Raw genomic sequence first — 22,864 nt, 5'->3', positions numbered from 1 at the left:
TAATTGCGCAATAATCCCAAAGTATTTTAGTACCCTTCCATTCTTTTTTGTGATAGGATAGGAACTGTTCCACGATTAATCCATACTATACTCATAGGAATTATAAATTATGGAGAGTGAAAAATATGGGCCGTGAATTTATTCCATTATTTGAAGATTGGGCAGCGACTTATGATGCCACAGTGCACGGGGCAGACAAACAATATGCTGATGTTTTTAAAGGGTATGACAACATTCTTGACAGCATCGTCGCACTTTCAGGTTCAAACGTTTTAGAGTTCGGACCGGGAACGGGGAATTTAACGGCGAAATTAGCCGCCGCGAACAAAAAGGTGTTTGGTGTAGAACCGTCTCCGTCAATGAGAAAACTGGCGGCTGACAAGCTTTCTGACAAAGCCGTGTTCAGTGACGGAGATTTTCTGGAGTTTCCCGCTCCGCCTTTTCAAATAGATACCATCGTCAGCTCGTACGCCTTTCATCATTTAACCGATGAAGAAAAGCGAACGGCTGTAAAGCAGTATGGCGCAATCCTTCAGAAGCATGATAAAATAGTGTTTGCCGATACAGTCTTTAAAGATCATGAAGCTTATGATGTAGCCATTAAAAAAGCAATCCGAAACGGCTATCATCAATTAGCGGACGATTTAAAGACGGAACATTATCCGACACTCGGGACAATGAAAAACATCTTTTCAGAAGAGGGATTTGCCGCGCGGTTTACGCAGCAAAATGACTTTGTCTGGATAATGGAGGCGATTAAACGGTAAATCGAAGGGATTGTGTATAAATGAAACTGGCAGTCATCGGAGCAATGGAAGAGGAAGTTACGATTTTAAGAAGCAAACTGAAAGACGCAAAACAAGAGATGATCGCTCACTGTGAGTTTACAACTGGCAGCTATGAAGGCGTCGAAGTCATCTTGCTGAAATCAGGTATCGGGAAAGTCAACGCGGCGATCAGCACGACGCTTCTGCTTGACCGTTTCAAACCTGATTATGTGATTAACACAGGCTCAGCGGGCGGTTTTCATCATACATTGAATGTAGGCGACGTCGTCATCTCAACAGATGTCCGCCATCATGACGTAGATGTGACGGCGTTTGACTATGAATACGGACAGGTGCCGGGTCTTCCGGCAGCATACAAAGCTGATGAAAAGCTGATCAGTATTACTGAGGAAGCGGTTTCTGAACTGAACGGCATTCAAGTCGCCAAAGGCACAATCGCTACGGGAGATTCTTTTATGAATGATCCGAAGCGGGTTGAAGACGTACGCGCCAAATTTGCGGATTTGTACGCGGTTGAAATGGAAGCTGCGGCTGTCGCACAGGTGTGCCACCAGTTCAAAACGCCTTTTGTTGTCATCAGAGCTTTATCTGATATTGCCGGAAAAGAATCTGACGTTTCATTTGATAAATTTTTAGAACAGGCTGCCGTTCATTCAACTGAGCTTGTCCTGAATGTCATCAAACGAATTCACTAAGCGGGGGATTCTCGTTCTCCTCCGCTTTTCCAGGAGGAGGACATATATTGAACGTGATAACAGATATTACAGAACTGATCGGAAATACACCGCTGCTCCGTCTCAAGCATTTTGATCTACCGGAGGGAACAGCGGTTTATGCTAAGCTTGAGATGATGAATCCGGGCGGAAGCATTAAAGACAGGCTGGGCGGGATGCTCATTGAAGATGCGCTTCGCACGGGAAAGGTGAAACCGGGCGGCGTTATCATTGAGGCGACTGCCGGAAACACCGGGATCGGACTCGCTCTGTGCGCCAGAAAGCATCAGCTTCGCGCCGTTTTTTGCGTCCCGGAGCATTTCAGCAGAGAAAAGCAGCAAATTATGAAAGCTCTCGGAGCGGACATCGTGCATACGCCGAGAGAAGAAGGCATGCAGGGAGCCATCCGAAAAGCGCTTGAACTGGAGAGAGAGATTAATAATTCTTATGCCGTTCTGCAATTTAAAAACCGAGTAAATCCATTGACTTACTACAAAACGATCGGACCTGAAATATGGAACGCGCTCGGCGGGGATATCCACGCTTTTGTCGCAGGAGCGGGTTCCGGCGGCACCTTTGCCGGTACGGCAGCTTATTTAAAGGAGAAAAATCCTGCCGTCAAAACGGTGATCGTTGAACCGGAAGGCTCGATCCTGAACGGAGGAGAGCCGTATGCCCATAAAACGGAAGGCATCGGCATGGAGTTTATCCCGGATTATATGGACGAGAACCATTTTGACGCCACTTACACGGTGGAGGACGATACGGCGTTTTCGCTTGTCAGAGAAGCGGCCGAGAAAGAAGGCCTCTTAATTGGAAGCTCTTCAGGGGCGGCTCTTTATGCAGCGCTTGAAGAAGCGAAAAAAGCGCCCGCCGGATCAAATATCGTCACCATTTTCCCTGACGGCAGCGATCGATATATAAGCAAAAACATTTTTCAAGGAGGTCAGTAAGATGAAGAAAAAAACGCTGATGGTGCACGGAGGAATTACGGGAGATGAAAAAACAGGAGCGGTTTCCGTACCGATTTATCAAGTAAGCACGTACCAACAGCCGAAAGCGGGCGAGCACACGGGTTATGAATATTCAAGAACGGCCAATCCGACGCGGACGGCGCTTGAAAGCTTAATTGCAGAGCTTGAAGGCGGCGCGGCGGGATATGCGTTCGGCTCAGGCATGGCTGCGATTACTGCCGTCATGATGCTGTTTGACAGCGGCGATCATGTTATTTTGACGGATGATGTATACGGCGGCACTTACCGGGTGATGACAGGCGTGCTGAACCGCTTCGGCATTGAAGCGGACTTTGTCGATACGAGCAGTGAAGAAAAAGTCAAAAAGGCCATTCGCCCGAATACGAAAGCCATTTATATCGAAACACCGACAAACCCGCTATTGAAAGTGACTGACCTCAAACTGATGTCTGACATCGCAAAAGAAGCGGGCGTATTGCTTATCGTCGATAATACGTTTTACACGCCGTATTTCCAGCAGCCGCTCAGCTTCGGCGCTGACATCGTGCTGCACAGCGCGACAAAATATCTCGGCGGCCACAGCGATGTCGTCGGCGGCTTAGTCGTCACGGCTGATAAAGAACTGGGCGAAAAGCTTCATTATGTGCAAAACTCAACAGGCGGCGTTTTAGGACCGCAGGATTCATGGCTTTTGATGAGAGGCATTAAAACACTGGGACTCAGAATGGATGCCATCAATCACAGCGCCGGAAAAATCGCCGAGCTGCTTGAAGCACATGATGCCGTTCAGACGCTTTACTATCCGGGATCAGCGAAACACCCGGGCCATGAGCTGACAAAAGCGCAAAGCTCCGGTTTCGGCGGAATGATTTCCTTTGATGTCGGCAGCAGCGAACGCGTCGACGCGTTTTTAGAAAAATTGAACCTGTTTACGATCGCGGAAAGTTTAGGAGCGGTTGAAAGCTTAATCTCCGTGCCGTCCAGAATGACGCACGCTTCGATCCCGCGCGACCGCCGGCTTGCGCTTGGCATTACCGACGGGCTCGTGCGGATCTCAGTCGGTATTGAGGATACTGAGGATTTAACGGCGGATGTGAAACAGGCGCTTGATTCACTTTTATAAAGAATGGATAGATTTACATTCTCTGTCGGCTGTCAGCTTGTATTATAATGTTGGTAGACTATAAAACTGGCAGGTGACCTTATATGGAGAAGAAAAGACTGAAATCATTAATAGAAGATTTTAAGCATTACGCATTTATTCTGCTTGCAGTCAGCACCTTCATTTATATCGGCGCGGTTCTTCCCGGACAAGGGCTGACTGCGGGCCAGAAAATGCTGATGTTTGTAACGGATTGTGTATTTTTAGCGGGCGCTTATTTCTGCGTTGACCGTTCACTTATTTATAAAAAGAGGCTGGAAGAGGCCGAAGAATAAAAAAAAGCCATTGTCTTTTGACAATGGCTTTTTCGTTTCTTATTCAGACGGGGTTTCGCGTAATTCTTTTCCCATTCCTTTTAAAAACTGCAGCCCGAAGCCGAGCGCGCGGTTAATATCAGGATCACCGACGGCTTTCATCAGTTCAAACATACTGACTTTCCTGTCCTCTTTTAAAAATCTTTGCGCCTGATCCGTCCCGGCCATGGCGCTTTCTAAAAGTCTGCCCATAAATTCAGGATCAGCTTTTGACAGCGCGCCTCCCGCGGCCATCATCGTATTCAGGAGATTGGTGACAGGTTCCCGGGAAATCTGTCCGAGTGCGATTTTGGCAATCTCCTCTTTTGCCTGGAGCATATAGCCGGCGGCATCAAAAATGCCCAAGCCATTCAGCTTTGCCATGATGGACATCGTTTTCGCGACGGCTTCTTCATTTTCTGCGAGAAGCGTCTTCAGTTCTTCCAGTTTTTCAGCTTTCAGCTGTTCCTCTGTTTTCGTTTCTTTTTGAATTTCAGTAATTGGGCTTGCCATAATGTTTCCTCCTTTCCTTAATCAGTTAAGTGCACATAGCCCGGACGGTTCCATTTTCGCTGAGCTTCCACACCGTTTTGCGGATGACGTTTTTTGTTCCGCGGATTCGTTTTCGGAAGCGGCGGAGTATCACAGGAACCAAGCACTTCCATGCGGACTTTTGTCTGCTTATAGGCAGGTGTATGTGTCCGTGAATCATACGCAGGCCCGGTCAGGAAATTAATCGCAGAATCTTTATCTGTAGAGTTCATCGGCAGATAAAGCTCATTTGCGCGGACTCGGTCTGTCACAAGCGCGTTCAATTTAACCGCCCCAAAAGGAGAGACGAGCCGGATCATTGTCCCGTCGCAAATTCCGCGTTCAGCCGCGAGCTCCGGCGATACTTCAACAAATACATCCGGAACTTTAGACTGAATGCCTTTTGACTTGTTTGTCATGTTTCCTTCGTGGAAATGTTCAAGCATCCGTCCGTTGTTAATATGCAGGTCATATTCTTCAGGGAATACAGCAGGCTCCACCCAATCGCTCAGCGCAAAACGGGCTTTTTTGTCCGGGAAGTTAAAGCCGTCTTCATAAAGAAGCGGAGTGCTTTCTCCCGTAAAGCTTCCCCACAAGAAGCTGTTCCAGCCGCTAAGAACGTCGTAGCTTGCTTTTCCGAACAGCGGAGAAAGGCTCGCCATTTCTGAGAAAATGTCGCTAGGATGCGTGTAATTCCAATCAGCGCCTAAACGATTGGCGACTTCCTGAATAATCCACCAGTCGGGTTTTGCATCGCCGAGTGTCGGAAGCGCCTGATACAATCTTTGCACACGCCGCTCTGTGTTTGTAAATGTTCCGTCTTTTTCAAGAGATGGAACCGCAGGCAGGATGACATCCGCGTATTGCGCCGTTCTTGAAAGGAAAATATCCTGCACAACAAAGAAATCAAGGCTGGATAAAATGTTATGAACATGGTTGGCGTTTGAATCGACGAGCGCCATATCTTCACCGACGAGATACATGGCTTTCATGTTTCCTTCTTCAATCGCATGGAGCATTTCGATATTATCAAGACCCGGCTTGCCGTCAATTTCAACACCGTAAGCTTTTTCGAATTTAGCGCGTGCCGCATCATCGGTAATATGCTGATACCCCGGAAGCCAGCCTGGAAGAGTTCCCATATCGCAAGCGCCTTGAACGTTGTTATGTCCCCGCAGCGGATAGGCTCCGGCGCCCGGACGGCGGTAGTTTCCTGTGGCAAGCAGCAGGTTGGAAATCGCCGCTGATGTATCAGAGCCGCCTGTATTCTGGGTAACGCCCATGCCCCAAAGAACACAAGTGCCGTCTGCATCACGAATCATTTCGGCAATGCGGATGATCGTATCCTGAGAAAGTCCGGTGATGCGCTCCGCATATTCCAATGTGTATTTTTCCAGCGTTTCTTTATAATCATCAAAGTAGTTGACATTTTCATCAATAAACGCTTGATCGTGCCAGCCTTGGTCAATCATATATTTCGTTACTGCCATGAGCCAGACCTGGTCAGTCCCTTGTTTTGGGCTGATAAAGAGGTCGGACCGTTCAGCCATTTCATTTCTGCGCAGATCGGCAACAATCAGTTTTTGGCCGTGCAGTTTATGGGCGCGTTTCACGCGTGTGGCCAGAACCGGATGTCCTTCCGCCGGATTGGCGCCGACGATGAGCACGAGGCCCGCTTTTGCGATATCTTTAATTGTGCCAGCGTCTCCGCCCATACCGACGGTGCGGAATAAGCCGTCCGTTGCCGGTGACTGGCAGTAGCGTGAGCAGTTATCCACGTTGTTGGTTTCAAATACTTGGCGTGCCAATTTTTGAATGACGTAGTTGTCTTCATTCGTAATTTTAGAAGAAGAAATAAAACCGACAGAACCATTTCCATGTTCGGTCTTGATCGAACCGAGTCTTGAAGCGACAAGATCAAGAGCTTCTTCCCATGACGATTCAACAAATGCGCCGTTTTTCCGGATAAGCGGTTTTGTAATCCGTTCTTCCGAATTCACGAAGTCCCAGCCGAATTTCCCTTTCACACAAGTGGAAATCGCATTAACCGGAGCATCGGAAACAGGCTGAATTTTAAGGATGTCACGGCCTTTTGTCCATACTTCAAAAGAGCATCCGACGCCGCAGAACGTGCAGACTGTTTTTGTTTTTTTCGTCCGTTTATCGCGCATAGCCGCTTCCACTTCAGACACGGCGAAGATGCTTGTATAGTCGGGTTCAACATTTTTCACTAAATCAATCATCGGTTCCATGACATCTTCTTTTATTCCTGTCATAAATCCGGCTTGGCCGAGCATTGATTTTTCCATCAGTGCGTTACAAGGACAGACAGTGACACACTGGCCGCAGCTGACGCAGGAAGATTCATTAATGGCGACGCCTTCATCCCAAATGACCCGCGGGCGGTCGCGCTCCCAATCAATTGAAAGGGTCTCATTCACCTGAAGGTTTTGACACACTTCCACACATTGGCCGCAGGCGATGCATTGGTTCGGATCATAGCGGTAAAACGGGTGAGACATATCAACCGCGCACTTTGAATCATCTTTCGGCGTATACGGATATTTCTGATGCTCAATTCCCATCATTTCCGCTGTATTATGCAGTGTGCAGTTGCCGTTGTTGTTATCGCATACCGTACAGTAAAGCAGGTGATTCTCGAGCAGGCGGTCCATGGCCTCTGTCTGAGCCTCTTTTACCCTTCCCGACGTAAGCGAGATGGACATCCCGTTTTCTGCAGCCGTGGAACAAGAGCGCTGCAATTTCCCGTTTACTTCAACAATACAGGTGTCACATGTTTGAATCGGATCCACTTCCGGTACATGGCATATTTGCGGAATCTCAATTCCGTTTTGGTTTAAAATATCTAAAATCTTAGACCCCTCTGGTGCTTCATACTCCGTGCCGTCAATTTTGACACGGATAGACTGAACGTCTGTCACTTCCAATTCCCCTCCATCTTTTAAACTCGAAAAAAGCCATGCACATAGATACCGGCCTCCTGTCCGGAGAACGGTATAAATACGCATGGCGGAATAGTTCACTAGCAAGTCTTACTAACAGACCAATCCTATTTGTATAAAACGATAGACTCATAACACGTTTCCTATTACAAATCCATCTTCACTGCTTTTATTATAAGGTGATATTTATTATAATACAATACGAAAGGAAAACTTTAACCAAGTGAAATGTCACAAAGGGGAACCGGGAATGTCTTTCATAGGCTAAAATCGGAGGGGTCAATATGTCTAAAAAAATTCATGAATTTAACGATATTATCCGGAAATTGCGCAAAGAATTATTTGGAAAGGGGCCTGAACGAATTCACACCGTTTTTGTGGATAACATGGCGGTATCTACGCTTTACGGAAATCTAAGCGCAAGTGAGCAGTTTATCGCACGCACGCCTGAAGGAAGAGAAATGGTTCATGCGGCGCGAACCAGCTTAATTCAGGAGCTGTATTCAAAACAAACGCCTGACGGAATGGAAGAGCTCATCGGAGCAAAGCTTGTACATCTGTTTTCAGATATTAAAATAGAGGAAAATATTGCTGTATCGGTGTTTGTCTTTGACCGCTCAATTGAAGAGCATAAAGAAGAAATCAAAAGCTGACAATATTCAATTGACACGAAATTGTCACATTTGATATGATATGAACTGCCAGCAGTGGCCTAAGGACGATTTTTTATGGAATGTGTGCATGATCTGTACATATTCTATACCGCATATTTTCATTCTGCTTGATATTGTTGTATGGGTATGCATACAAGTTAGGCAGCATTCAAACCCCGTTTTTTCAGACGGGTTAGTTGAATGCTGCCTTTTTTGTTAGGCGTCTTTGGAAACTGCGGGCTGAAATGATAAATGGAGGGGTTATTATGGCTTTTCGTAAACCGGACGAAATAGCGGAGCTTGCGGTCGAATCAGGGGTAAAAAAGGTGCATTCACCGCTTTCAGCACTGATTGTATTAGGATTTTTGGGAGGAGCGTTTATCGCACTCGGTTATTTGCTTGATATCCGTGTCATCGGCGACCTTCCGAAAGAATGGGGAAGCCTGTCGAGTTTAATCGGGGCGTCCGTGTTTCCCATCGGATTGGTGCTCGTCGTTCTTGCCGGAGCGGAGCTGATTACGGGAAATATGATGTCGGTATCCATGGCGCTGTTTTCCAGAAGAATATCCGCCGGTGCATTGGTGAAAAATTGGGTGATCGTGACGTTGATGAATCTTGTCGGCGCACTGTTTGTCGCTTACTTTTTCGGACATGTTGTCGGATTAACCGAAACAGGACCTTACTTGGAAAAAACAATTGCGGTCGCACAAGGCAAATTGGATATGCCGTTTGGAAAAGTCATTGTTTCGGCGATCGGCTGTAACTGGCTTGTCTGTTTGGCCGTCTGGCTTTCTTTCGGCGCAGAAGACGGAGCCGGAAAAATCGCGGGTATATGGTTTCCGATTATGGCGTTTGTCGCAATTGGTTTTCAGCACGTTGTAGCCAATATGTTTATCATCCCGGCTGCGATTTTTGCAGGTTCATTTTCGTGGGGTGATCTGATTGGCAATCTCATTCCGGCCTTTATCGGGAATGTCATCGGCGGGGCAGTGTTTGTCGGCCTCATTTATTTTATTGCATATTCAAAAAAAGATCAGAAAAAGCAAGGGATGAAAAGAGTTTCCTGAGGTAAGAAAGATGCCGGAAAACACGGACAATTGAAGCGGAATGCCAGCACATTTTCTGTCCAAATCTTGAAAAAAATGTTTACAAAATGGAAGCTGATGGATATACTTACAAAGTAAGAAAAAAGCAAAGGGAGGTTGAATCACATGACGACGTTAAACGGCAATCAAAATCTACAATTGAACCGATTCAGCCTGTGGAAGAGTTCGTGTCCTTCCTTAACCTCTGCCCGTCAAGCACGTTAATTTCGGAGTATCAGGACATTCGCAGCTCCCCGCAGGGAAAGAAGCACGTCTTCTTTTGTCTGCGGATTTAGTCTGCCCGCAGCGCATATGAACTTTGCTGCGGGTTATTTTCGCTTGTGCGGATATTGAAAGGGGGTGAGCGATAATGACCATTAATCTTTTCTTTTTAACACTGACCATTTCAAAGCGTTTTAAAAGTGCGGAAGAGTATGAACGAGAACAGCAGGTCGAAGAGTTTTATAATGAAGCGAAAGAACGCCAGCTGAAACACTTTTATATGAACTAACGGACACGAAGGGCCAAAACGGAGGAGAAGGAGGAGATTATCATGTTCAGAATTGAACTGCTGAATCATTACACAATGGAGAAGGACCAGGTTTAGCGAGGATGTTGCTGTCACGTCGCAGACGGCCTGCATACCATGGTAAAGAAAGAAAAATTGGTAAGCGGGTGATAGCATGCAAGGCGGTCAGAACAGAATTCCATCCATCGGGCACGGGTATGCGTCAATGCCCCATTCATTTAAGCACGGCTACGGCAACCCGTATCGCCGGCAGAGAATGGCGGCGCTTTCCCGGCAGACAAGATATATAGCACCGTATTATTGGTACTAGAGCAGGCGGAAAACCTACGTTTTCCGTCTTTTTTTTATGAAAACAAATATAAATTTCAAATAAATCGAAACGTTCATGAAGAGAAGTGCGTCTAGTTAGTACCTCATACTAATACGAGGTAATATTATTTCTGAATAATAAATCACAGGAATGGAAAAGCGGGTGTTATACAATGTTGCAACATACATCTTCAGCATTAAAACGAATGCGCGCGAAATACTTTGCTGCATCAGAACCGGCAGAGTCAGTCATTCAGCAAATCTTGATGGACATACAGGAATACGACCGCATTTTGGAAATCGGGACCGGAAACGGCTCAATGTTTAAACAAATCATCGGACAGCTTGAAAAGGGCAGTCTTAAAAGCATAGAAACATCGAAACGTAAAATACGGAAAACACAGCGCGCAAACCGTTCGGTTATAAAAGCCGGGCTCGGAAACATTCAGCAGGGGAGGCCGGAAAGCATACCCTTCCGCGACCGCAGTTTTCATAAAGTTTTCTCATTACATACTGCTGAAACAGTCAGCGATTACCGGACGGCATGTAAAGAAGTGTACCGCGTTCTTCAAATTGACGGGTGTTTCTATATGGTTTTGAAACCTTCGCGGATGAGTGAAAAGGATGTGATTGAGGTGCTCTATGATCAGCATTTCAGAGACATTTCAGTTGTCAGCAGAGATTCATTCCATTTTATTACTGCCATTAAATAGAATATTTCTTGGGAAATAAAAAGAGCTGCTTAAGTCACTGCAGCTCTTTTTGTGGAATTGGGCATATTTCCTTATTTTTGGTTATTTCACATATATTTTATATTAAAAAAAGTTTTTTTCTTATACAATGGTAATCAGATGACCGTACATTTTAAATATTTTGAACAAACGGAATGAATATTCATTCCGCATTTAGAAAGGGGGATGAAATGACAGCTTCAAACAAGGTTGAACTCATTATGAAAGCGTCGCTTACTTTGTTTACAGATAGAGGATTTGACGCCACGACGATTCCGATGATTGCCGCTCAGGCCGATGTCGGAACCGGCACAATTTACCGTTACTTTGACAGTAAAGAGACACTTGTGAACGTACTGTATCAGGAAAGTGCGCAGCGTTTTATGAAAAAAGTCAAAACGGACTTTCAGGGGATATCTGTAAGAGAAGGGTTTCATCACCTGTTTTATTGTCTGATTGATTTTACGAAGGAAAGTGAGTATGCATTGTTTTTTCTTGAAACGAATAAGGACGCCTACTTTCTGAATGAAACGAGCCGTAAGCTTCTTGATGAAATAACACAGATGCTTGACGTCTTTTTTCAGCGCGGCAAGTCTGAAGGCGTGCTCCGCAATCTGCCGTCCAATGTGCTGATGGCGCTGCTGCTCGGGGCATATCTCAAACTCTATCAGCTTGTCCGGACGGGAAGCGTCGAAATAACAAAACCGTTTTTGAAAGAATTGGAGCAATGTTCTTGGGATGCCATCAGAACTCATTAATTATTCGCCGAAGGAAGGAAGATCGATATGAAACAGCTAAGCGCTATACCGCAGCCGAAAACATACGGGCCTCTGAAAAATCTCCCTCACTTGGAAAAAGAAAAACTGTCACAATCGCTATGGAAAATTGCCGAAGAATACGGCCCGATCTTTCGTTTTGAATTTCCGAGCTCTGTCGGGGTCTTCGTCTCAGGCCGCGAGCTCGCGGCAGAAGTCTGTGATGAAAAGCGATTTGACAAAAATCTCAGCAAAGCTTTGCTGAAGGTCCGTGAGTTTGGCGGTGACGGACTATTTACGAGCTGGACTCACGAAAAGAACTGGCAGAAAGCGCATCGGATTTTATTGCCGAGCTTCAGCCAGAAGGCGATGAAAGGCTATCATTCAATGATGCTGGATATTGCCATGCAGCTCGTGCAGAAGTGGAGCAGATTAAATCCGAATGAAGAAATTGACGTTGCCGAAGATATGACGCGCCTGACGCTGGATACAATCGGCCTGTGCGGATTTCATTACCGCTTTAACAGCTTTTACCGCGACACACAGCATCCTTTTATCACAAGTATGCTTCGTGCGCTGCAGGAGGCAATGCGCCAATCGCAGAGACACAGCCTGCAGGACAAGCTGATGATCAAAACGAGACATCAGTTCCAGCAGGATATTGAAGAGATGAATTCGCTTGTAGACCGGATCATCGCTGAGCGGAGGGAAAATCCGGATGAGAATCTGTCTGACCTTTTAGCATTGATGCTTGAAGCGAAAGACCCTGTAACGGGGGAAAGGCTGGATGATGAAAATATCCGTTATCAAATCATTACCTTTTTGATCGCTGGGCATGAAACCACAAGCGGGCTGCTTTCTTTTGCGATATACTGCCTGCTGAAAAATAAAGATAAATTGAAAAAAGCCGTTCAGGAAGCCGAGCGGGTGCTGACGGGAGAGACCCCTGAATATAAGCAGATTCAGCAGCTGACATATATCCGCATGGTGCTAAACGAGACTTTGCGGCTGTATCCGACTGCCCCGGCATTTTCTCTGTACGCGAAGGAAGATACGGTTCTCGGCGGGAAATATCCGATTGCGAAGGGACAGCCGGTGACGATTCTGACTCCGCAGCTGCACCGGGATAAAAGCGCGTGGGGAGAAGATGCCGAGTCATTCCGCCCGGAAAGGTTCAGTGATCCCGCGGCAATTCCGGCTGATGCATATAAGCCGTTCGGAAACGGACAGCGCGCATGCATCGGGATGCAGTTTGCCCTGCAGGAAGCGACAATGGTGCTCGGCCTTGTCCTGAAATACTTTGAACTGATTGATCATAATGATTATGAGCTTACGATTAAAGAAGCTCTAACCATTAAGCCCGGTGATTTTAAAATCCGTGTGAAAAACAAGGACGTGTCCAATCATCAGCCCGTACAAAGCCAAAAAGCTGAAGGAAGCGGTCACAAAGAAGAAACGAAAGAAATCCCGTCCCACGGAACGCCGCTTCTCATTCTTTACGGATCAAATTTAGGGACTGCGGAAGGAATCGCGGAAGAGCTGGCTGATATCGGAAGAAGCAAAGGATTTTCAACTGAAACCGGCCCGCTCGATGATTATGCCGGGAAACTGCCTGTAAAAGGCGCGGTCGTTATTGTTACGGCTTCTTATAACGGGGCGCCGCCTGATAATGCGGCGGGTTTTGTGAAATGGATGGAAACCCTTGAAGATCAGGAATTAAAGGGTGTTTCTTACGCCGTCTTCGGCTGCGGAGACCGCAACTGGGCCGCCACTTACCAAAGGATCCCCCGCCTGATAGACAAAGTGCTTGAAGAAAAAGGGGCAAAACGGCTGACCTCTATCGGGGAGGGCGACAATGCCGATGATTTTGAGTACAGTCAGGAAGTCTGGGAAGACTCATTCTGGAAGGACATCATGAAGGCTTTTCATATAGAGGCCGCTCCAAAACAGACAAACAAATCACAGTTATCAATCGAATACGTAAGTGAAGCAGCCGAGACGCCGATTGCCAAAACGTACAAAGCATTTGCGGCGGAGGTCATTACGAACAAAGAGCTTCATACCGAAAGCAGCAAGCGCTCAGTCCGGCATATTGAGCTGCGTCTCCCCGAAACAGAAACGTATCAGGAAGGAGATCATCTCGGGGTGCTTCCGCAAAACAGCGGGGAACTGATCAGCCGTGTCATTCGCCGATTCGGTCTTGATCCGAACCAGCACTTTAAGATCAAGGGCCGGCAGCTGCCTCATCTGCCGATGGACCGGCCGGTTAATGCGCCGGAGCTTTTGGCGTCCTATGTAGAGCTGCAGGAGCCGGCAACGAGAGCCCAGCTTCGCGAACTTGCCGCACATACCGTGTGCCCGCCGCACCAAAAAGAATTGGAGCATCTTTATTCTGATGATGCGGCATATAAAGAAAACGTGCTGAAAAAACGAATGACCATGCTGGACCTGCTGGAAGATTATCCTGCATGTGAACTGCCGTTTGAGCGCTTTTTAGAACTTCTGCCGTCCTTAAAGGCGCGCTATTATTCAATCTCAAGCTCACCGAAGGCAGCCAGCGGGGAGCTCAGTATCACGGTCGGCGTTGTGACGGCTCCGGCATGGAGCGGCCGTGGGGAATACCGGGGCGTGGCTTCGAACTATTTAGCCGGATTACAAAAAGGCGATTCTGCCGTCTGTTTCATCCGCTCGCCGCAGTCGGGTTTCGCATTGCCTGAAAATCCGAAAACGCCTCTTATTATGGTCGGAGCAGGCACAGGAATTGCGCCGTTCAGGGGATTTATCCAGGCGCGGGCTGCCGAAAAAATGTCCGGTAACAGCCTGGGCGAAGCTCATTTATACTTCGGCTGCAGGCATCCCGAAGAAGACGATCTGTACAAAGATGAATTCGACCATGCGGAGAAAAACGGCCTTGTCACCGTGCATCGGGCGTATTCCAGGTTAGATCAGGACTGTAAAGTATATGTACAGGATGTTCTGCTTCGCGAGGCTGCACAAATTATTGCCCTTCTTGACCAAGGCGGCCATCTCTATATATGCGGTGACGGAAGCAAAATGGCTCCGGCTGTCGAAAATGTACTGCTTCAGGCGTATGAAAAGGTGCATAACACCGATTCAAAAGTTTCCTTGGAGTGGCTTGAACAGCTGCAGGCGGAAGGAAGATATGCGAAAGATGTTTGGGCAGGTATGTAACAGAAGAGTGAGACAACTGAAGAATGTTTTTTAATTGAAGAAAGCCGGCACGATATTTGAAATCTACTGAATCAAAAGGAATAGTTATAGGGAGTATCGTGCCGGCCTTATCTTTAGTATCGGACAAAAGGCACAAATCTTTAATGTTTTTATTGATTTACATGCAGGCGGCTATGTCCCTTTTTTCTGAATTCCGCCAGAAATAAAACCGGATAAGACAGCAATAGCAAAACCGAAATAAATGAAATGATACCGATCCAATGAAAATGCGTCCAAAAGAAACCGCCGCAAGACCCGGCCACGCTTGAACCGATATAGTATGCAAGCAGATATAATGAAGAGGCTTGCGCACGATGATCACCGGCTGCGCGGCCGACCCAGGCGCTTGCGATCGAATGAGCGCCGAAAAAGCCGAAGGTAAAGACGGCAATCCCCGCGATTTTGAGCGCAAGCTGGGGCAAAAGTGTCACCGCTGCGCCGGCAAGCATAACAAAAATCGCAATCTTAATCATTTTTCCGCTTCCGAAAAGATCTGCTTTTTTCCCCATATAGACCGAGCTGAACGTTCCCGCGAGATAGACAATAAAAATAAAACCGATCACAGTCTGCGACAAATGATAAGGAGCCGCCATTAAATGAAAGCCGATATAATTATATAATGTCACAAAACTCCCCATTAATATAAATCCCAGAGATATTAACAAAAGCAGCCGTTTGCGGTGCAGGACCGCTCCGTATTCCTTACATGCCGCTTTTACGCCCGCATGCCGCTGAGATGAATGGCGCGGAGCCGGAAGAAAACGCCAAAACAAATAGCTTAATACAATAGAAAGAATGCCGATGATGGCAAGCGCCGGCCGCCAGCCGAATACATCGGTCAGAAGCCCCGTTAACAGCCTGCCGCTCATTCCCCCGATGCTTGTGCCGCTGATATACAAGCCCATCATTTTCCCGAGGCCCTTCGGATCAAACTCCTCGCCTACATATGTCATAGCGACAGCCGGAACTCCTGCCAGGAAAATACCGAGCAGCGCCCTCATTGCCAAAAGCGCGGGAAAAGCCGGACTGAACGCTGTTAATAGACCTAAAACAGAAGTAGCTGTTAACGACAGCACCATTAATTTTTTTCTGCCGAATCCGTCAGACAACGAAGCGGCGGCCAATAATGAAAATGCCAAAACGGCTGTTGAGATGGATAAAGTTAAGCTGGCAGCCGCAGCGGAAATATGAAACTCTTCCGAAAACAAAGGCATAAGCGGCTGTGTCGTGTAAAGCGTGGCGAAGGTCACAAAGCCGCTGATAAACAGAGCCAAGCTGGCCTTTCTGTAAGCCTTTGTATGAGGCTGAATAAACGTCATGAATGTCCCTCTTTTCTCACTGTTGGTTATATATGTATCGTACGCTTTTCATTTCAATGTGTCTAATTTATAATAACTATAGAATTAATGCGTGTAGGTTATGAAGAAAGGGGAGAAGGAGAAAATGGAGCTTCATCAAATTGACAACTTCATTGCGGCGGCAGCTCATCAGCATTTCACAAATGCGGCAAAAGAAAGAATGATTTCTCAGCCGGCATTAAGCCGATCGATTATCAGGCTCGAAGAAGAATTAGGCGCGCCGTTATTTTACAGAGAGACAAAAGCCGTCCGGCTGACAAGACACGGAGAGCAGTTCTTAATAAAAGCAAAACAAGCGAGAAGAGCTTTAAATGAAGGCGTTGAACAAGTGAAAAAGAATATGAGCCTGGAGCACGGCGAAATATCTGTATCATTTCTTCATACACTCGGGCTGCGCTTAATGCCTCAGCTGATTGCCGAATTTAAAAAGCTATACCCAAACGTGACCTTCCGGCTTTATCAAGGCGCAAATGAAACGCTTCGCAAAATGGTGGAAACGGGAGATGCGGATATCTGTCTCAGCTCTCCGCCGCTTCCCAGCGAGCTTTTACAATGGACAGTGCTGGAGAAAGAGCCTCTTTATGCGGTGCTACCTGAGAACCACCCGCTTGCAGGAAATAAAAGCATTCAAATGAAAGAGATGCAGGACGAGGATTTTGTGGGTTTTAAACCGGGATACGGGCTGAGGTATATGTTTGATCTGATGTGCCGGGATTTGAATATACACCCGCATCTCGCATTTGAAGGAGAGGAAGTGTCAACCATATTAGGACTGACCGCCGCGGGTCTGGGGGCTGCAGTGCTGCCGAAAACCGCGGAGCATTCATACTTTCCGGTCGTTTTTCTTCCGGTTGCAGATTACCAATGCGAACGCACCATAGCGTTAGCCCAGCTGAAAAACCATGCTCTCTCTCCCGCTGCTGAGCGTTTTAAACAGTTTGCACTTGAGTATTACAAAGCACGCAACTGAGCGGTCATTTTATTAAAATCGAAGTTGAAAATAAAGCAGAAAGAAATACAGAAAACGGAGGAAAACCATGGCGAAAAAAACAGTGAAAACAAATGCTGTCCGTATCATTGAGCAGCAAAACATTCCCTATGAGCTATTAGGTTACAAAACAGAAGGGGGACAGCCCGCAGACGGTCTTTCCGTTTCACAAAAAATCGGATACGCTGCCGAATATGTTTATAAAACCTTAGTGGCATCTGCAGGAACTGATCGTTATTACGTCTTTGTCGTTCCCGTTGCAAAAGAACTGAATCTGAAAAAAGCTGCGAAGGCGGCAGGTGAGAAGAAAATAGAAATGATTGCCACGAAGGACCTTTTGGGAGTAACCGGCTATATGCGCGGCGGCTGCTCTCCGATCGGCATGAAAAAAAGGTTTCCGACTTTTATTGATAGATCCGCTGAAACACTGGAGTTTATGATTGTCAGTGCGGGGAAAATCGGAATGCAGCTGAAAGCAGCGCCTCAAGATTTGGCCAAAGCAAGCGGGGCGGTATTTACAGACATTGTATAAATGTCCGATGAATCTAATGGAACACGTGTCAAGGGAGAATGATAATGAAAAAAAGATATGAAAACTTGAATGGCGTGAAGAATGAACATGGATTCAGGGACATGTGGAAATGGATGAAAGAACGAAGAGAAAAAAGTAAAGACTTAAGCGAGAACATTCCGAAAGCGGTCACAAGGGATGTCCGTGATGTTGCCGTCAATCGGACGGAAACCGCCATAACATGGATCGGCCATTCTTCATTTCTGATCCAAATACAGGGGTTTAACATAATGACCGACCCTGTATGGGCGCGGAGGATGGGTTTTCAAAAACGGCTGACAGAGCCGGGATATGAATTGAGCGAACTGCCTGACATTGATGCCGTGCTCATCTCACATGGGCATTATGACCATCTTGATTTTCCGAGTATAAAAAAACTGAGAGGAAACCCGGATTTTTACGTGCCTGCGGGACTGAAAAAGCTGTTCAACAAAAAAGACCGCAAAAAGGTCCATGAAATGAATTGGTGGGATCGTTTTGAGATGCGGGGGGTGAACATATCATTTGTTCCGGCCCAGCACTGGACACGGAGAACGCTTTGGGATACCGATACCTCTCATTGGGGAGGCTGGGTCATAGAAAGCAAAAACGGCGAGTCCATCTATTTTGCAGGAGATACAGGCTATTTTGAAGGCTTTAAAGAAATCGGAGAGAGGTTTCGTATTAAGGCGGCTCTGATGCCGATCGGAGCATACGAACCGGAATGGTTTATGCAAGTGTCACATATCAATCCGGAAGACGCCGTGAAAGCGTTTTTGGAGCTGAAGGCTGACAGCTTCATTCCCATGCATTACGGGGCATTCCGGCTTGCTGATGATACAGGCCCGGAAGCACTAAGCAGACTGCACGGCGAGTGGTATCGGCTTGCATTACCTCCTGAAAACCTGAAAGTATTAGCGCTTGGCGAAACATTTTGGCTCTAACAGCAGGTTTTCGCTGCCGACACCAATCGTTTAAAAACGGTTGGTGTTTTGTTGTCAACCAAAGGTGAACAGCTTTAGTATAAAACATGATTTTTCCGGAATCTGCGGTAAAAAACAAAACTTTTTACTCTTTTGTTTCATTATAAAATGAAAACGGTTTCGTATGTGTAGTATATTTAACCTATCACAATTGCTCCAGCAGAAACGGACAGGAAGGATAGAAAAACAGATGAAATACATGAATTCAAGGCAGAAAAAGATTTTGTATCTGTTGTTATCTGAACCTGATGACTACTTAGTTGTGCAAGATTTCGCAGACAGGGTCCGCTGTTCTGAAAAAACGATCAGGAATGATTTGAAAACGATTGAAGATTTCCTGAATGAACATGCTCAAGCTCAGCTGATCCGCAAACCGGGATTAGGCGTCTATTTACATATATCTGAACAGGAAAGGTCACGGTTAATCCGGCAAATTTATAATGAGCACTTTACGTGCAGGCACAAGACCGATGAAGAAAGAATACTTCACATCGCTTATGATTTATTAATGAATTCAAAGCCCGTTTCCGCAAAAGAAATTGCCGCACAGCATTTTGTAAACAGAGCTTCCATTAAAAAGGATGTAAGTGCGGTTGAAGAGTGGCTGAAGCGATTTGATCTCATACTGGTTTCTAAACAGCGGCTCGGCTTAAAGATTGAAGGGGACGAAAAAAACAAAAGAAAAGCATTGGCGCGAATTTCAGATTTGATTGATAATGCGGAATTTACAAGCCAATTTATAAAAAGTAAGTTTTTAAGTTATGAAGCGGACTTTGTAAGAAAAGAAATCAAGTTATTACAAAAAAAACATTCTATCTATTTTACGGATGAAACATTTGAAAGTTTGCTGCTGCATACATTGCTGACTATCCGCCGTATCAAAATGAAACAGCCGGTCGCCATCTCTGCAAGACAGCTGGACGCGGTAAAAAAGAAGAAAGAATATGAATGGACACTGGCTTGTTTAAAACGGCTTGAGCCGGTATTTGCCATCCGGTTTCCTGAGGAAGAAGCCGTCTATTTAACTTTACATATAATAGGCGGGAAAGTCCGCTATCCATCGCAGCAAGAAAAGAAGCTTGATCTTGAAGATTCTGAGCTTTCCAAAGTCGTCAGGCATTTGATCAATCGTGTTTCAGAACTGCAAATGCTGGATTTTTATAAAGACCAGGAACTGATCAACGGATTGAACATTCATCTCGATCCGGTGTTGAAGCGGCTGAGCTATGATCTCTCTGTTTCAAACCCCATGCTTCACGACATCAAGAAAATGTACCCTTATTTGTTTCATCTTATCATTGACGTTTTAGAAGACATCAATCAAACATTTGATCTTTATATTCCTGAAGAAGAGGCGGCCTATTTGACGCTGCATTTTCAGGCAGCGATCGAACGGCTGCGCCGAAGCAGTCATAACCCTAAAAGGACGATCATCGTCTGCCATATGGGCATTGGCATGTCGCAATTGCTGCGGACTAAAATTGAACGCAAATTTCATCACATTACGGTAAAAGACTGTATCGCAAAAGCGGAGCTGACAGAGTATATCAAAAAGCATAAAGATATAGATTTCGTCATTTCTACGATAGGGCTTGGAAATGTAACGATCCCTCATATTATCGTATCACCGCTTTTGGAGTCTGCTGATGAAAAGAAGCTCAGCGCATTTCTGCAACAGCTTGATACATCACACCGCCGGGAGCAAAAAACGTTTAAAATGCTGAACGATACGACTCCGTTTCTCGTTTTTTTACAGCAAGAGACAGAGCACCGTTATCAGGTCATTGAAAAGCTGGCGCAGGCTTTGTATGAAAAAGGCTATGTAGAAAAAGAGTATGGCATTCATGCAGTAATGAGAGAAAAAATGTCGGCGACAAATATCGGGGCGGGTATTGCCATCCCTCACGCGAACTCTAAATATATCAAACAATCAGCCATTGCAATCGCCACCATAAAAGAGCCGATTGAGTGGGGGACAGAAAAGGTGTCGCTCGTTTTTATGCTTGCCGTCAAACACGAAGATCAAAACAAGGTAAAGCAATTATTCAGTGAGCTTTCCTATCTTAGCGAGCAGCCGGCATTTATTCAAAAACTGACGGAAGAAAAAAATGTGATGACGTTTTTATCGTATTTAAACTATTAAAAGCAGGGAATATCTCCCTGCTTTTTTTCTGTTTATAGGGAAAAATGCCGTTATTTCCGGAACTTATGGTAAAAAAACGCGCTTATCACAGGCTGATTTCAGTATAAAGTTGAGACAAGATCTTGAAATTCAGACTGCAAAGGAGGATTTATATGAAACTGTTAGCGATTACATCATGTCCGAACGGCATTGCCCATACGTATATGGCTGCTGAAAATTTACAAAAAGCAGCCGGCAGATTAGGCGTTGAGATCAAAGTGGAAACCCAGGGCGGAATCGGGGTGGAAAATAGGCTGACCGAAGAGGAAATCCGGGAAGCAGACGCAATCATTATCGCGGCGGACCGCTCGGTGAACAAAGACCGATTCGCGGGAAAAAAGCTGCTGGCTGTCGGGGTTCAGGAAGGCATCCGCAAACCGGAAGAATTAATTCAAAAAGCGCTTAGCGGTGAAGTGCCGGTCTATCAATCTGCTTCAAAAGCTGAATCCGCAAGTCAGCAGGGCAAAAAACAAAACCCGATTTACCGTCATTTAATGAACGGCGTTTCTTTTATGGTTCCTTTCATTGTCGTCGGCGGATTATTAATAGCGGTTGCATTGACGCTTGGAGGAGAAAAAACACCAAAGGGGTTAGTCATTCCGGACGAGTCTTTTTGGAAAACGATTGAACAGATCGGCAGTGCTTCTTTTTCATTCATGATCCCGATTTTAGCCGGGTACATCGCGTTCAGCATCGCTGATAAGCCGGGTCTTGTCCCCGGAATGATCGGCGGATATATTGCGGCAGCCGGCAGCTTTTACGACAGTGCAAGCGGCGCAGGATTTCTTGGAGGAATCATTGCGGGATTTTTGGCGGGATATGCGGCGCTTGGAATCAAAAAATGTAAAGTTCCTAAAGCAATTCAGCCGATTATGCCGATTATTATTATTCCGGTGTTTGCCTCACTGATCGTCGGTTTGGCGTTTGTCTTTCTGATCGGCGCCCCCGTCGCTCATATTTTCGCATCATTAACGGTTTGGCTTGCGGGAATGAAAGGTTCGAGCTCAATTCTCCTGGCATTGATTTTAGGAGCGATGATCTCCTTTGATATGGGAGGACCCGTAAACAAGGTGGCCTTTCTTTTCGGATCGGCAATGATCGGAGAAGGAAATTATGAAATTATGGGCCCGATTGCCGTTTCCATTTGTATACCGCCGATAGGGCTTGGGATTGCAACGTTTTTAGGAAAAAGAAAATTCGCCGCCGCAGAAAGAGAAATGGGAAAAGCATCATTTACGATGGGCCTTTTCGGTATCACGGAAGGAGCCATTCCATTTGCGGCCCAAGACCCCCTTCGTGTGATCCCGAGTATTATGGCGGGTTCTATGACCGGCTCGGTGATAGCGATGATCGGCCATGTGGGGGACAGAGTGGCACACGGCGGCCCCATCGTTGCTGTACTTGGAGCAGTAGATCATGTACTGATGTTTTTTATCGCTGTAACAGCAGGCTCTCTTGTCACCGCTCTGTTGGTTAATGTACTGAAGAAAGATATGGCGAAATCCCCCGCGCCCGGCGAGGTGCTGCCGTCTGCCGAACCAAATGAAGCTGCAGCGGCAAAAGAAAGAAAGGAACCATCTCAGGCTGACAGCCGAAAAGCCGGGATGACCGAAATCAAAAAACTGACTGACATTATCAGTACGGACTTGATTGAACCGCATTTATCCGGCGAAACGAGGGATGACATTATCGATGAAATGATCGAGAAAATGTCCCGTAAAGGTATGCTGCTGTCTGACAGCGGATTTAAGCAGGCCATTTTGAGCCGGGAACAGCAGGGAACCACGGCGATAGGTATGAATATCGCCATTCCGCACGGAAAGTCTGAAACCGTCAAAACGCCGGGTGTCGCATTCGGAATAAGGCGTTCGGGTGTTGACTGGAACAGCCTTGATGGTTCTGATGCAAAACTGATTTTTATGATTGCCGTACCGAAGGAAAGCGGCGGAAATCAGCATCTGAAAATATTGCAGATGTTATCCCGAAAACTGATGGATGACAGCTATCGGGAAAGGCTGCTCTCCGTTCGGACAAAAGAAGAGGCGTATGAGCTTCTGGAAGAAATCGAATAAAGCGGGGGATGATC

20 protein-coding genes are annotated in these 22,864 nt (G+C 46.3%); 17 read left to right on the top strand and 3 right to left on the bottom strand.

The features are described from left to right. The first annotated feature begins 125 nt into the window (after positions 1 to 125). The 5 genes from NYE62_RS13675 (at position 126) to NYE62_RS13655 (ending at position 3,912) form a co-directional block, all read left to right on the top strand. Positions 126 to 767, top strand: a complete 642-nt coding sequence (locus NYE62_RS13675) for a class I SAM-dependent methyltransferase (RefSeq protein ID WP_144663946.1) — start codon at positions 126 to 128, stop codon at positions 765 to 767. Positions 768 to 787: 20 nt separating this feature from the next. After that, positions 788 to 1,483: a 5'-methylthioadenosine/S-adenosylhomocysteine nucleosidase gene (mtnN, locus tag NYE62_RS13670; RefSeq protein ID WP_003152774.1), complete on the top strand. Its 696-nt coding sequence runs from the start codon at positions 788 to 790 to the stop codon at positions 1,481 to 1,483. Positions 1,484 to 1,530: 47 nt separating this feature from the next. Next, positions 1,531 to 2,454 (top strand): O-acetylserine dependent cystathionine beta-synthase, encoded by a 924-nt coding sequence (locus NYE62_RS13665; RefSeq protein WP_199022056.1) that lies wholly within the window; start codon positions 1,531 to 1,533, stop codon positions 2,452 to 2,454. A 1-nt stretch (position 2,455) separates the two neighbouring features. Further along, positions 2,456 to 3,598 carry a bifunctional cystathionine gamma-lyase/homocysteine desulfhydrase gene (locus tag NYE62_RS13660; protein WP_007612766.1) on the top strand — a complete coding sequence of 381 codons (1,143 nt, stop codon included), beginning with the start codon at positions 2,456 to 2,458 and terminating at the stop codon, positions 3,596 to 3,598. 83 nt (positions 3,599 to 3,681) lie between these two features. Then, the gene (locus NYE62_RS13655; protein ID WP_007408222.1) at positions 3,682 to 3,912 is read left to right on the top strand and encodes a YrhC family protein; all 231 of its coding nucleotides are present in this window, start codon (positions 3,682 to 3,684) and stop codon (positions 3,910 to 3,912) included. 39 nt (positions 3,913 to 3,951) lie between these two features. Here NYE62_RS13655 and NYE62_RS13650 read toward each other — a convergent pair whose 3' ends face one another. Together NYE62_RS13650 and fdhF are read right to left on the bottom strand one after the other, a co-directional pair. Then, positions 3,952 to 4,443, bottom strand: a complete 492-nt coding sequence (locus NYE62_RS13650) for a DUF1641 domain-containing protein (RefSeq protein WP_342497002.1) — start codon at positions 4,441 to 4,443, stop codon at positions 3,952 to 3,954. 17 nt (positions 4,444 to 4,460) lie between these two features. Further along, positions 4,461 to 7,403 (bottom strand): formate dehydrogenase subunit alpha, encoded by a 2,943-nt coding sequence (gene fdhF, locus NYE62_RS13645; RefSeq protein ID WP_199022055.1) that lies wholly within the window; start codon positions 7,401 to 7,403, stop codon positions 4,461 to 4,463. A gap of 305 nt (positions 7,404 to 7,708) precedes the next feature. Here fdhF and NYE62_RS13640 point away from each other — a divergent pair, with 305 nt between their 5' ends. From NYE62_RS13640 to NYE62_RS13610, 7 genes are all read left to right on the top strand, one after another. Continuing rightward, positions 7,709 to 8,077, top strand: coding sequence for a DUF2294 domain-containing protein (locus NYE62_RS13640; protein ID WP_007408224.1), 369 nt, complete (start codon positions 7,709 to 7,711; stop codon positions 8,075 to 8,077). A gap of 266 nt (positions 8,078 to 8,343) precedes the next feature. Continuing rightward, positions 8,344 to 9,144 carry a formate/nitrite transporter family protein gene (locus NYE62_RS13635; protein WP_007408225.1) on the top strand — a complete coding sequence of 267 codons (801 nt, stop codon included), beginning with the start codon at positions 8,344 to 8,346 and terminating at the stop codon, positions 9,142 to 9,144. A 388-nt stretch (positions 9,145 to 9,532) separates the two neighbouring features. Beyond that, the gene (locus tag NYE62_RS13630; RefSeq protein WP_003152787.1) at positions 9,533 to 9,673 is read left to right on the top strand and encodes a YrzI family small protein; all 141 of its coding nucleotides are present in this window, start codon (positions 9,533 to 9,535) and stop codon (positions 9,671 to 9,673) included. Between the two features lie 172 nt (positions 9,674 to 9,845). Beyond that, on the top strand, positions 9,846 to 10,001 hold the full coding sequence (locus NYE62_RS13625; RefSeq protein WP_007408227.1) for a hypothetical protein: 156 nt from the start codon (positions 9,846 to 9,848) through the stop codon (positions 9,999 to 10,001). A 172-nt stretch (positions 10,002 to 10,173) separates the two neighbouring features. Further along, positions 10,174 to 10,713 (top strand): methyltransferase domain-containing protein, encoded by a 540-nt coding sequence (locus NYE62_RS13620; protein WP_007408228.1) that lies wholly within the window; start codon positions 10,174 to 10,176, stop codon positions 10,711 to 10,713. Positions 10,714 to 10,922: 209 nt separating this feature from the next. Continuing rightward, positions 10,923 to 11,489 carry a TetR/AcrR family transcriptional regulator gene (locus NYE62_RS13615; RefSeq protein WP_014418456.1) on the top strand — a complete coding sequence of 189 codons (567 nt, stop codon included), beginning with the start codon at positions 10,923 to 10,925 and terminating at the stop codon, positions 11,487 to 11,489. A 27-nt stretch (positions 11,490 to 11,516) separates the two neighbouring features. Beyond that, positions 11,517 to 14,678, top strand: a complete 3,162-nt coding sequence (locus NYE62_RS13610) for a bifunctional cytochrome P450/NADPH--P450 reductase (protein WP_342497001.1) — start codon at positions 11,517 to 11,519, stop codon at positions 14,676 to 14,678. A 149-nt stretch (positions 14,679 to 14,827) separates the two neighbouring features. Here the strand turns inward: NYE62_RS13610 and NYE62_RS13605 are convergent, their stop codons facing one another. After that, a complete protein-coding gene (locus NYE62_RS13605; RefSeq protein ID WP_119001860.1) occupies positions 14,828 to 16,036 on the bottom strand; it encodes an MFS transporter in 1,209 nt (402 codons plus the stop codon). Between the two features lie 124 nt (positions 16,037 to 16,160). On the opposite strand from NYE62_RS13605, the gene NYE62_RS13600 reads away from it, so the two are divergent. The 5 genes from NYE62_RS13600 to NYE62_RS13580 all read left to right on the top strand — a co-directional run bounded on the left by NYE62_RS13600 (position 16,161) and on the right by NYE62_RS13580 (position 22,850). Then, entirely contained in the window at positions 16,161 to 17,045 is an 885-nt protein-coding gene (locus tag NYE62_RS13600; protein ID WP_015240269.1) for a LysR family transcriptional regulator, read from the top strand. A 67-nt stretch (positions 17,046 to 17,112) separates the two neighbouring features. Beyond that, positions 17,113 to 17,595 (top strand): Cys-tRNA(Pro) deacylase, encoded by a 483-nt coding sequence (gene ybaK, locus NYE62_RS13595; RefSeq protein ID WP_060674684.1) that lies wholly within the window; start codon positions 17,113 to 17,115, stop codon positions 17,593 to 17,595. 44 nt (positions 17,596 to 17,639) lie between these two features. After that, entirely contained in the window at positions 17,640 to 18,557 is a 918-nt protein-coding gene (locus NYE62_RS13590) for an MBL fold metallo-hydrolase (RefSeq protein WP_342497000.1), read from the top strand. 229 nt (positions 18,558 to 18,786) lie between these two features. Then, on the top strand, positions 18,787 to 20,739 hold the full coding sequence (locus NYE62_RS13585; RefSeq protein ID WP_342496999.1) for a BglG family transcription antiterminator: 1,953 nt from the start codon (positions 18,787 to 18,789) through the stop codon (positions 20,737 to 20,739). A gap of 152 nt (positions 20,740 to 20,891) precedes the next feature. After that, on the top strand, positions 20,892 to 22,850 hold the full coding sequence (locus NYE62_RS13580; protein ID WP_342496998.1) for a fructose-specific PTS transporter subunit EIIC: 1,959 nt from the start codon (positions 20,892 to 20,894) through the stop codon (positions 22,848 to 22,850). The last annotated feature ends 14 nt before the right edge of the window (positions 22,851 to 22,864 follow it).

It is taken from the genome of Bacillus sp. FSL K6-2861, assembly GCF_038630725.1.
Lineage (GTDB): Bacteria > Bacillota > Bacilli > Bacillales > Bacillaceae > Bacillus > Bacillus velezensis.
Note: the sequence above shows the minus strand (reverse complement) of the source record. Positions and strands in the feature narration are given on the sequence as shown.

Excerpts from the sequence above, each read along its gene's own strand:
- NYE62_RS13605 (WP_119001860.1), bottom strand. The coding sequence starts at position 16,036 with ATGACGTTTATTCAGCCTCATACAAAGGCTTACAGAAAGGCCAGCTTG.
- NYE62_RS13655 (WP_007408222.1), top strand. The coding sequence starts at position 3,682 with ATGGAGAAGAAAAGACTGAAATCATTAATAGAAGATTTTAAGCATTAC.
- NYE62_RS13660 (WP_007612766.1), top strand. The coding sequence starts at position 2,456 with ATGAAGAAAAAAACGCTGATGGTGCACGGAGGAATTACGGGAGATGAA.
- NYE62_RS13600 (WP_015240269.1), top strand. The coding sequence starts at position 16,161 with ATGGAGCTTCATCAAATTGACAACTTCATTGCGGCGGCAGCTCATCAG.
- NYE62_RS13615 (WP_014418456.1), top strand. The coding sequence starts at position 10,923 with ATGACAGCTTCAAACAAGGTTGAACTCATTATGAAAGCGTCGCTTACT.
- NYE62_RS13640 (WP_007408224.1), top strand. The coding sequence starts at position 7,709 with ATGTCTAAAAAAATTCATGAATTTAACGATATTATCCGGAAATTGCGC.
- NYE62_RS13635 (WP_007408225.1), top strand. The coding sequence starts at position 8,344 with ATGGCTTTTCGTAAACCGGACGAAATAGCGGAGCTTGCGGTCGAATCA.
- NYE62_RS13620 (WP_007408228.1), top strand. The coding sequence starts at position 10,174 with ATGTTGCAACATACATCTTCAGCATTAAAACGAATGCGCGCGAAATAC.
- NYE62_RS13630 (WP_003152787.1), top strand. The coding sequence starts at position 9,533 with ATGACCATTAATCTTTTCTTTTTAACACTGACCATTTCAAAGCGTTTT.
- NYE62_RS13590 (WP_342497000.1), top strand. The coding sequence starts at position 17,640 with ATGAAAAAAAGATATGAAAACTTGAATGGCGTGAAGAATGAACATGGA.
- NYE62_RS13675 (WP_144663946.1), top strand. The coding sequence starts at position 126 with ATGGGCCGTGAATTTATTCCATTATTTGAAGATTGGGCAGCGACTTAT.
- NYE62_RS13650 (WP_342497002.1), bottom strand. The coding sequence starts at position 4,443 with ATGGCAAGCCCAATTACTGAAATTCAAAAAGAAACGAAAACAGAGGAA.
- NYE62_RS13580 (WP_342496998.1), top strand. The coding sequence starts at position 20,892 with ATGAAACTGTTAGCGATTACATCATGTCCGAACGGCATTGCCCATACG.
- NYE62_RS13610 (WP_342497001.1), top strand. The coding sequence starts at position 11,517 with ATGAAACAGCTAAGCGCTATACCGCAGCCGAAAACATACGGGCCTCTG.
- NYE62_RS13585 (WP_342496999.1), top strand. The coding sequence starts at position 18,787 with ATGAAATACATGAATTCAAGGCAGAAAAAGATTTTGTATCTGTTGTTA.
- ybaK (WP_060674684.1), top strand. The coding sequence starts at position 17,113 with ATGGCGAAAAAAACAGTGAAAACAAATGCTGTCCGTATCATTGAGCAG.
- mtnN (WP_003152774.1), top strand. The coding sequence starts at position 788 with ATGAAACTGGCAGTCATCGGAGCAATGGAAGAGGAAGTTACGATTTTA.
- NYE62_RS13625 (WP_007408227.1), top strand. The coding sequence starts at position 9,846 with ATGCAAGGCGGTCAGAACAGAATTCCATCCATCGGGCACGGGTATGCG.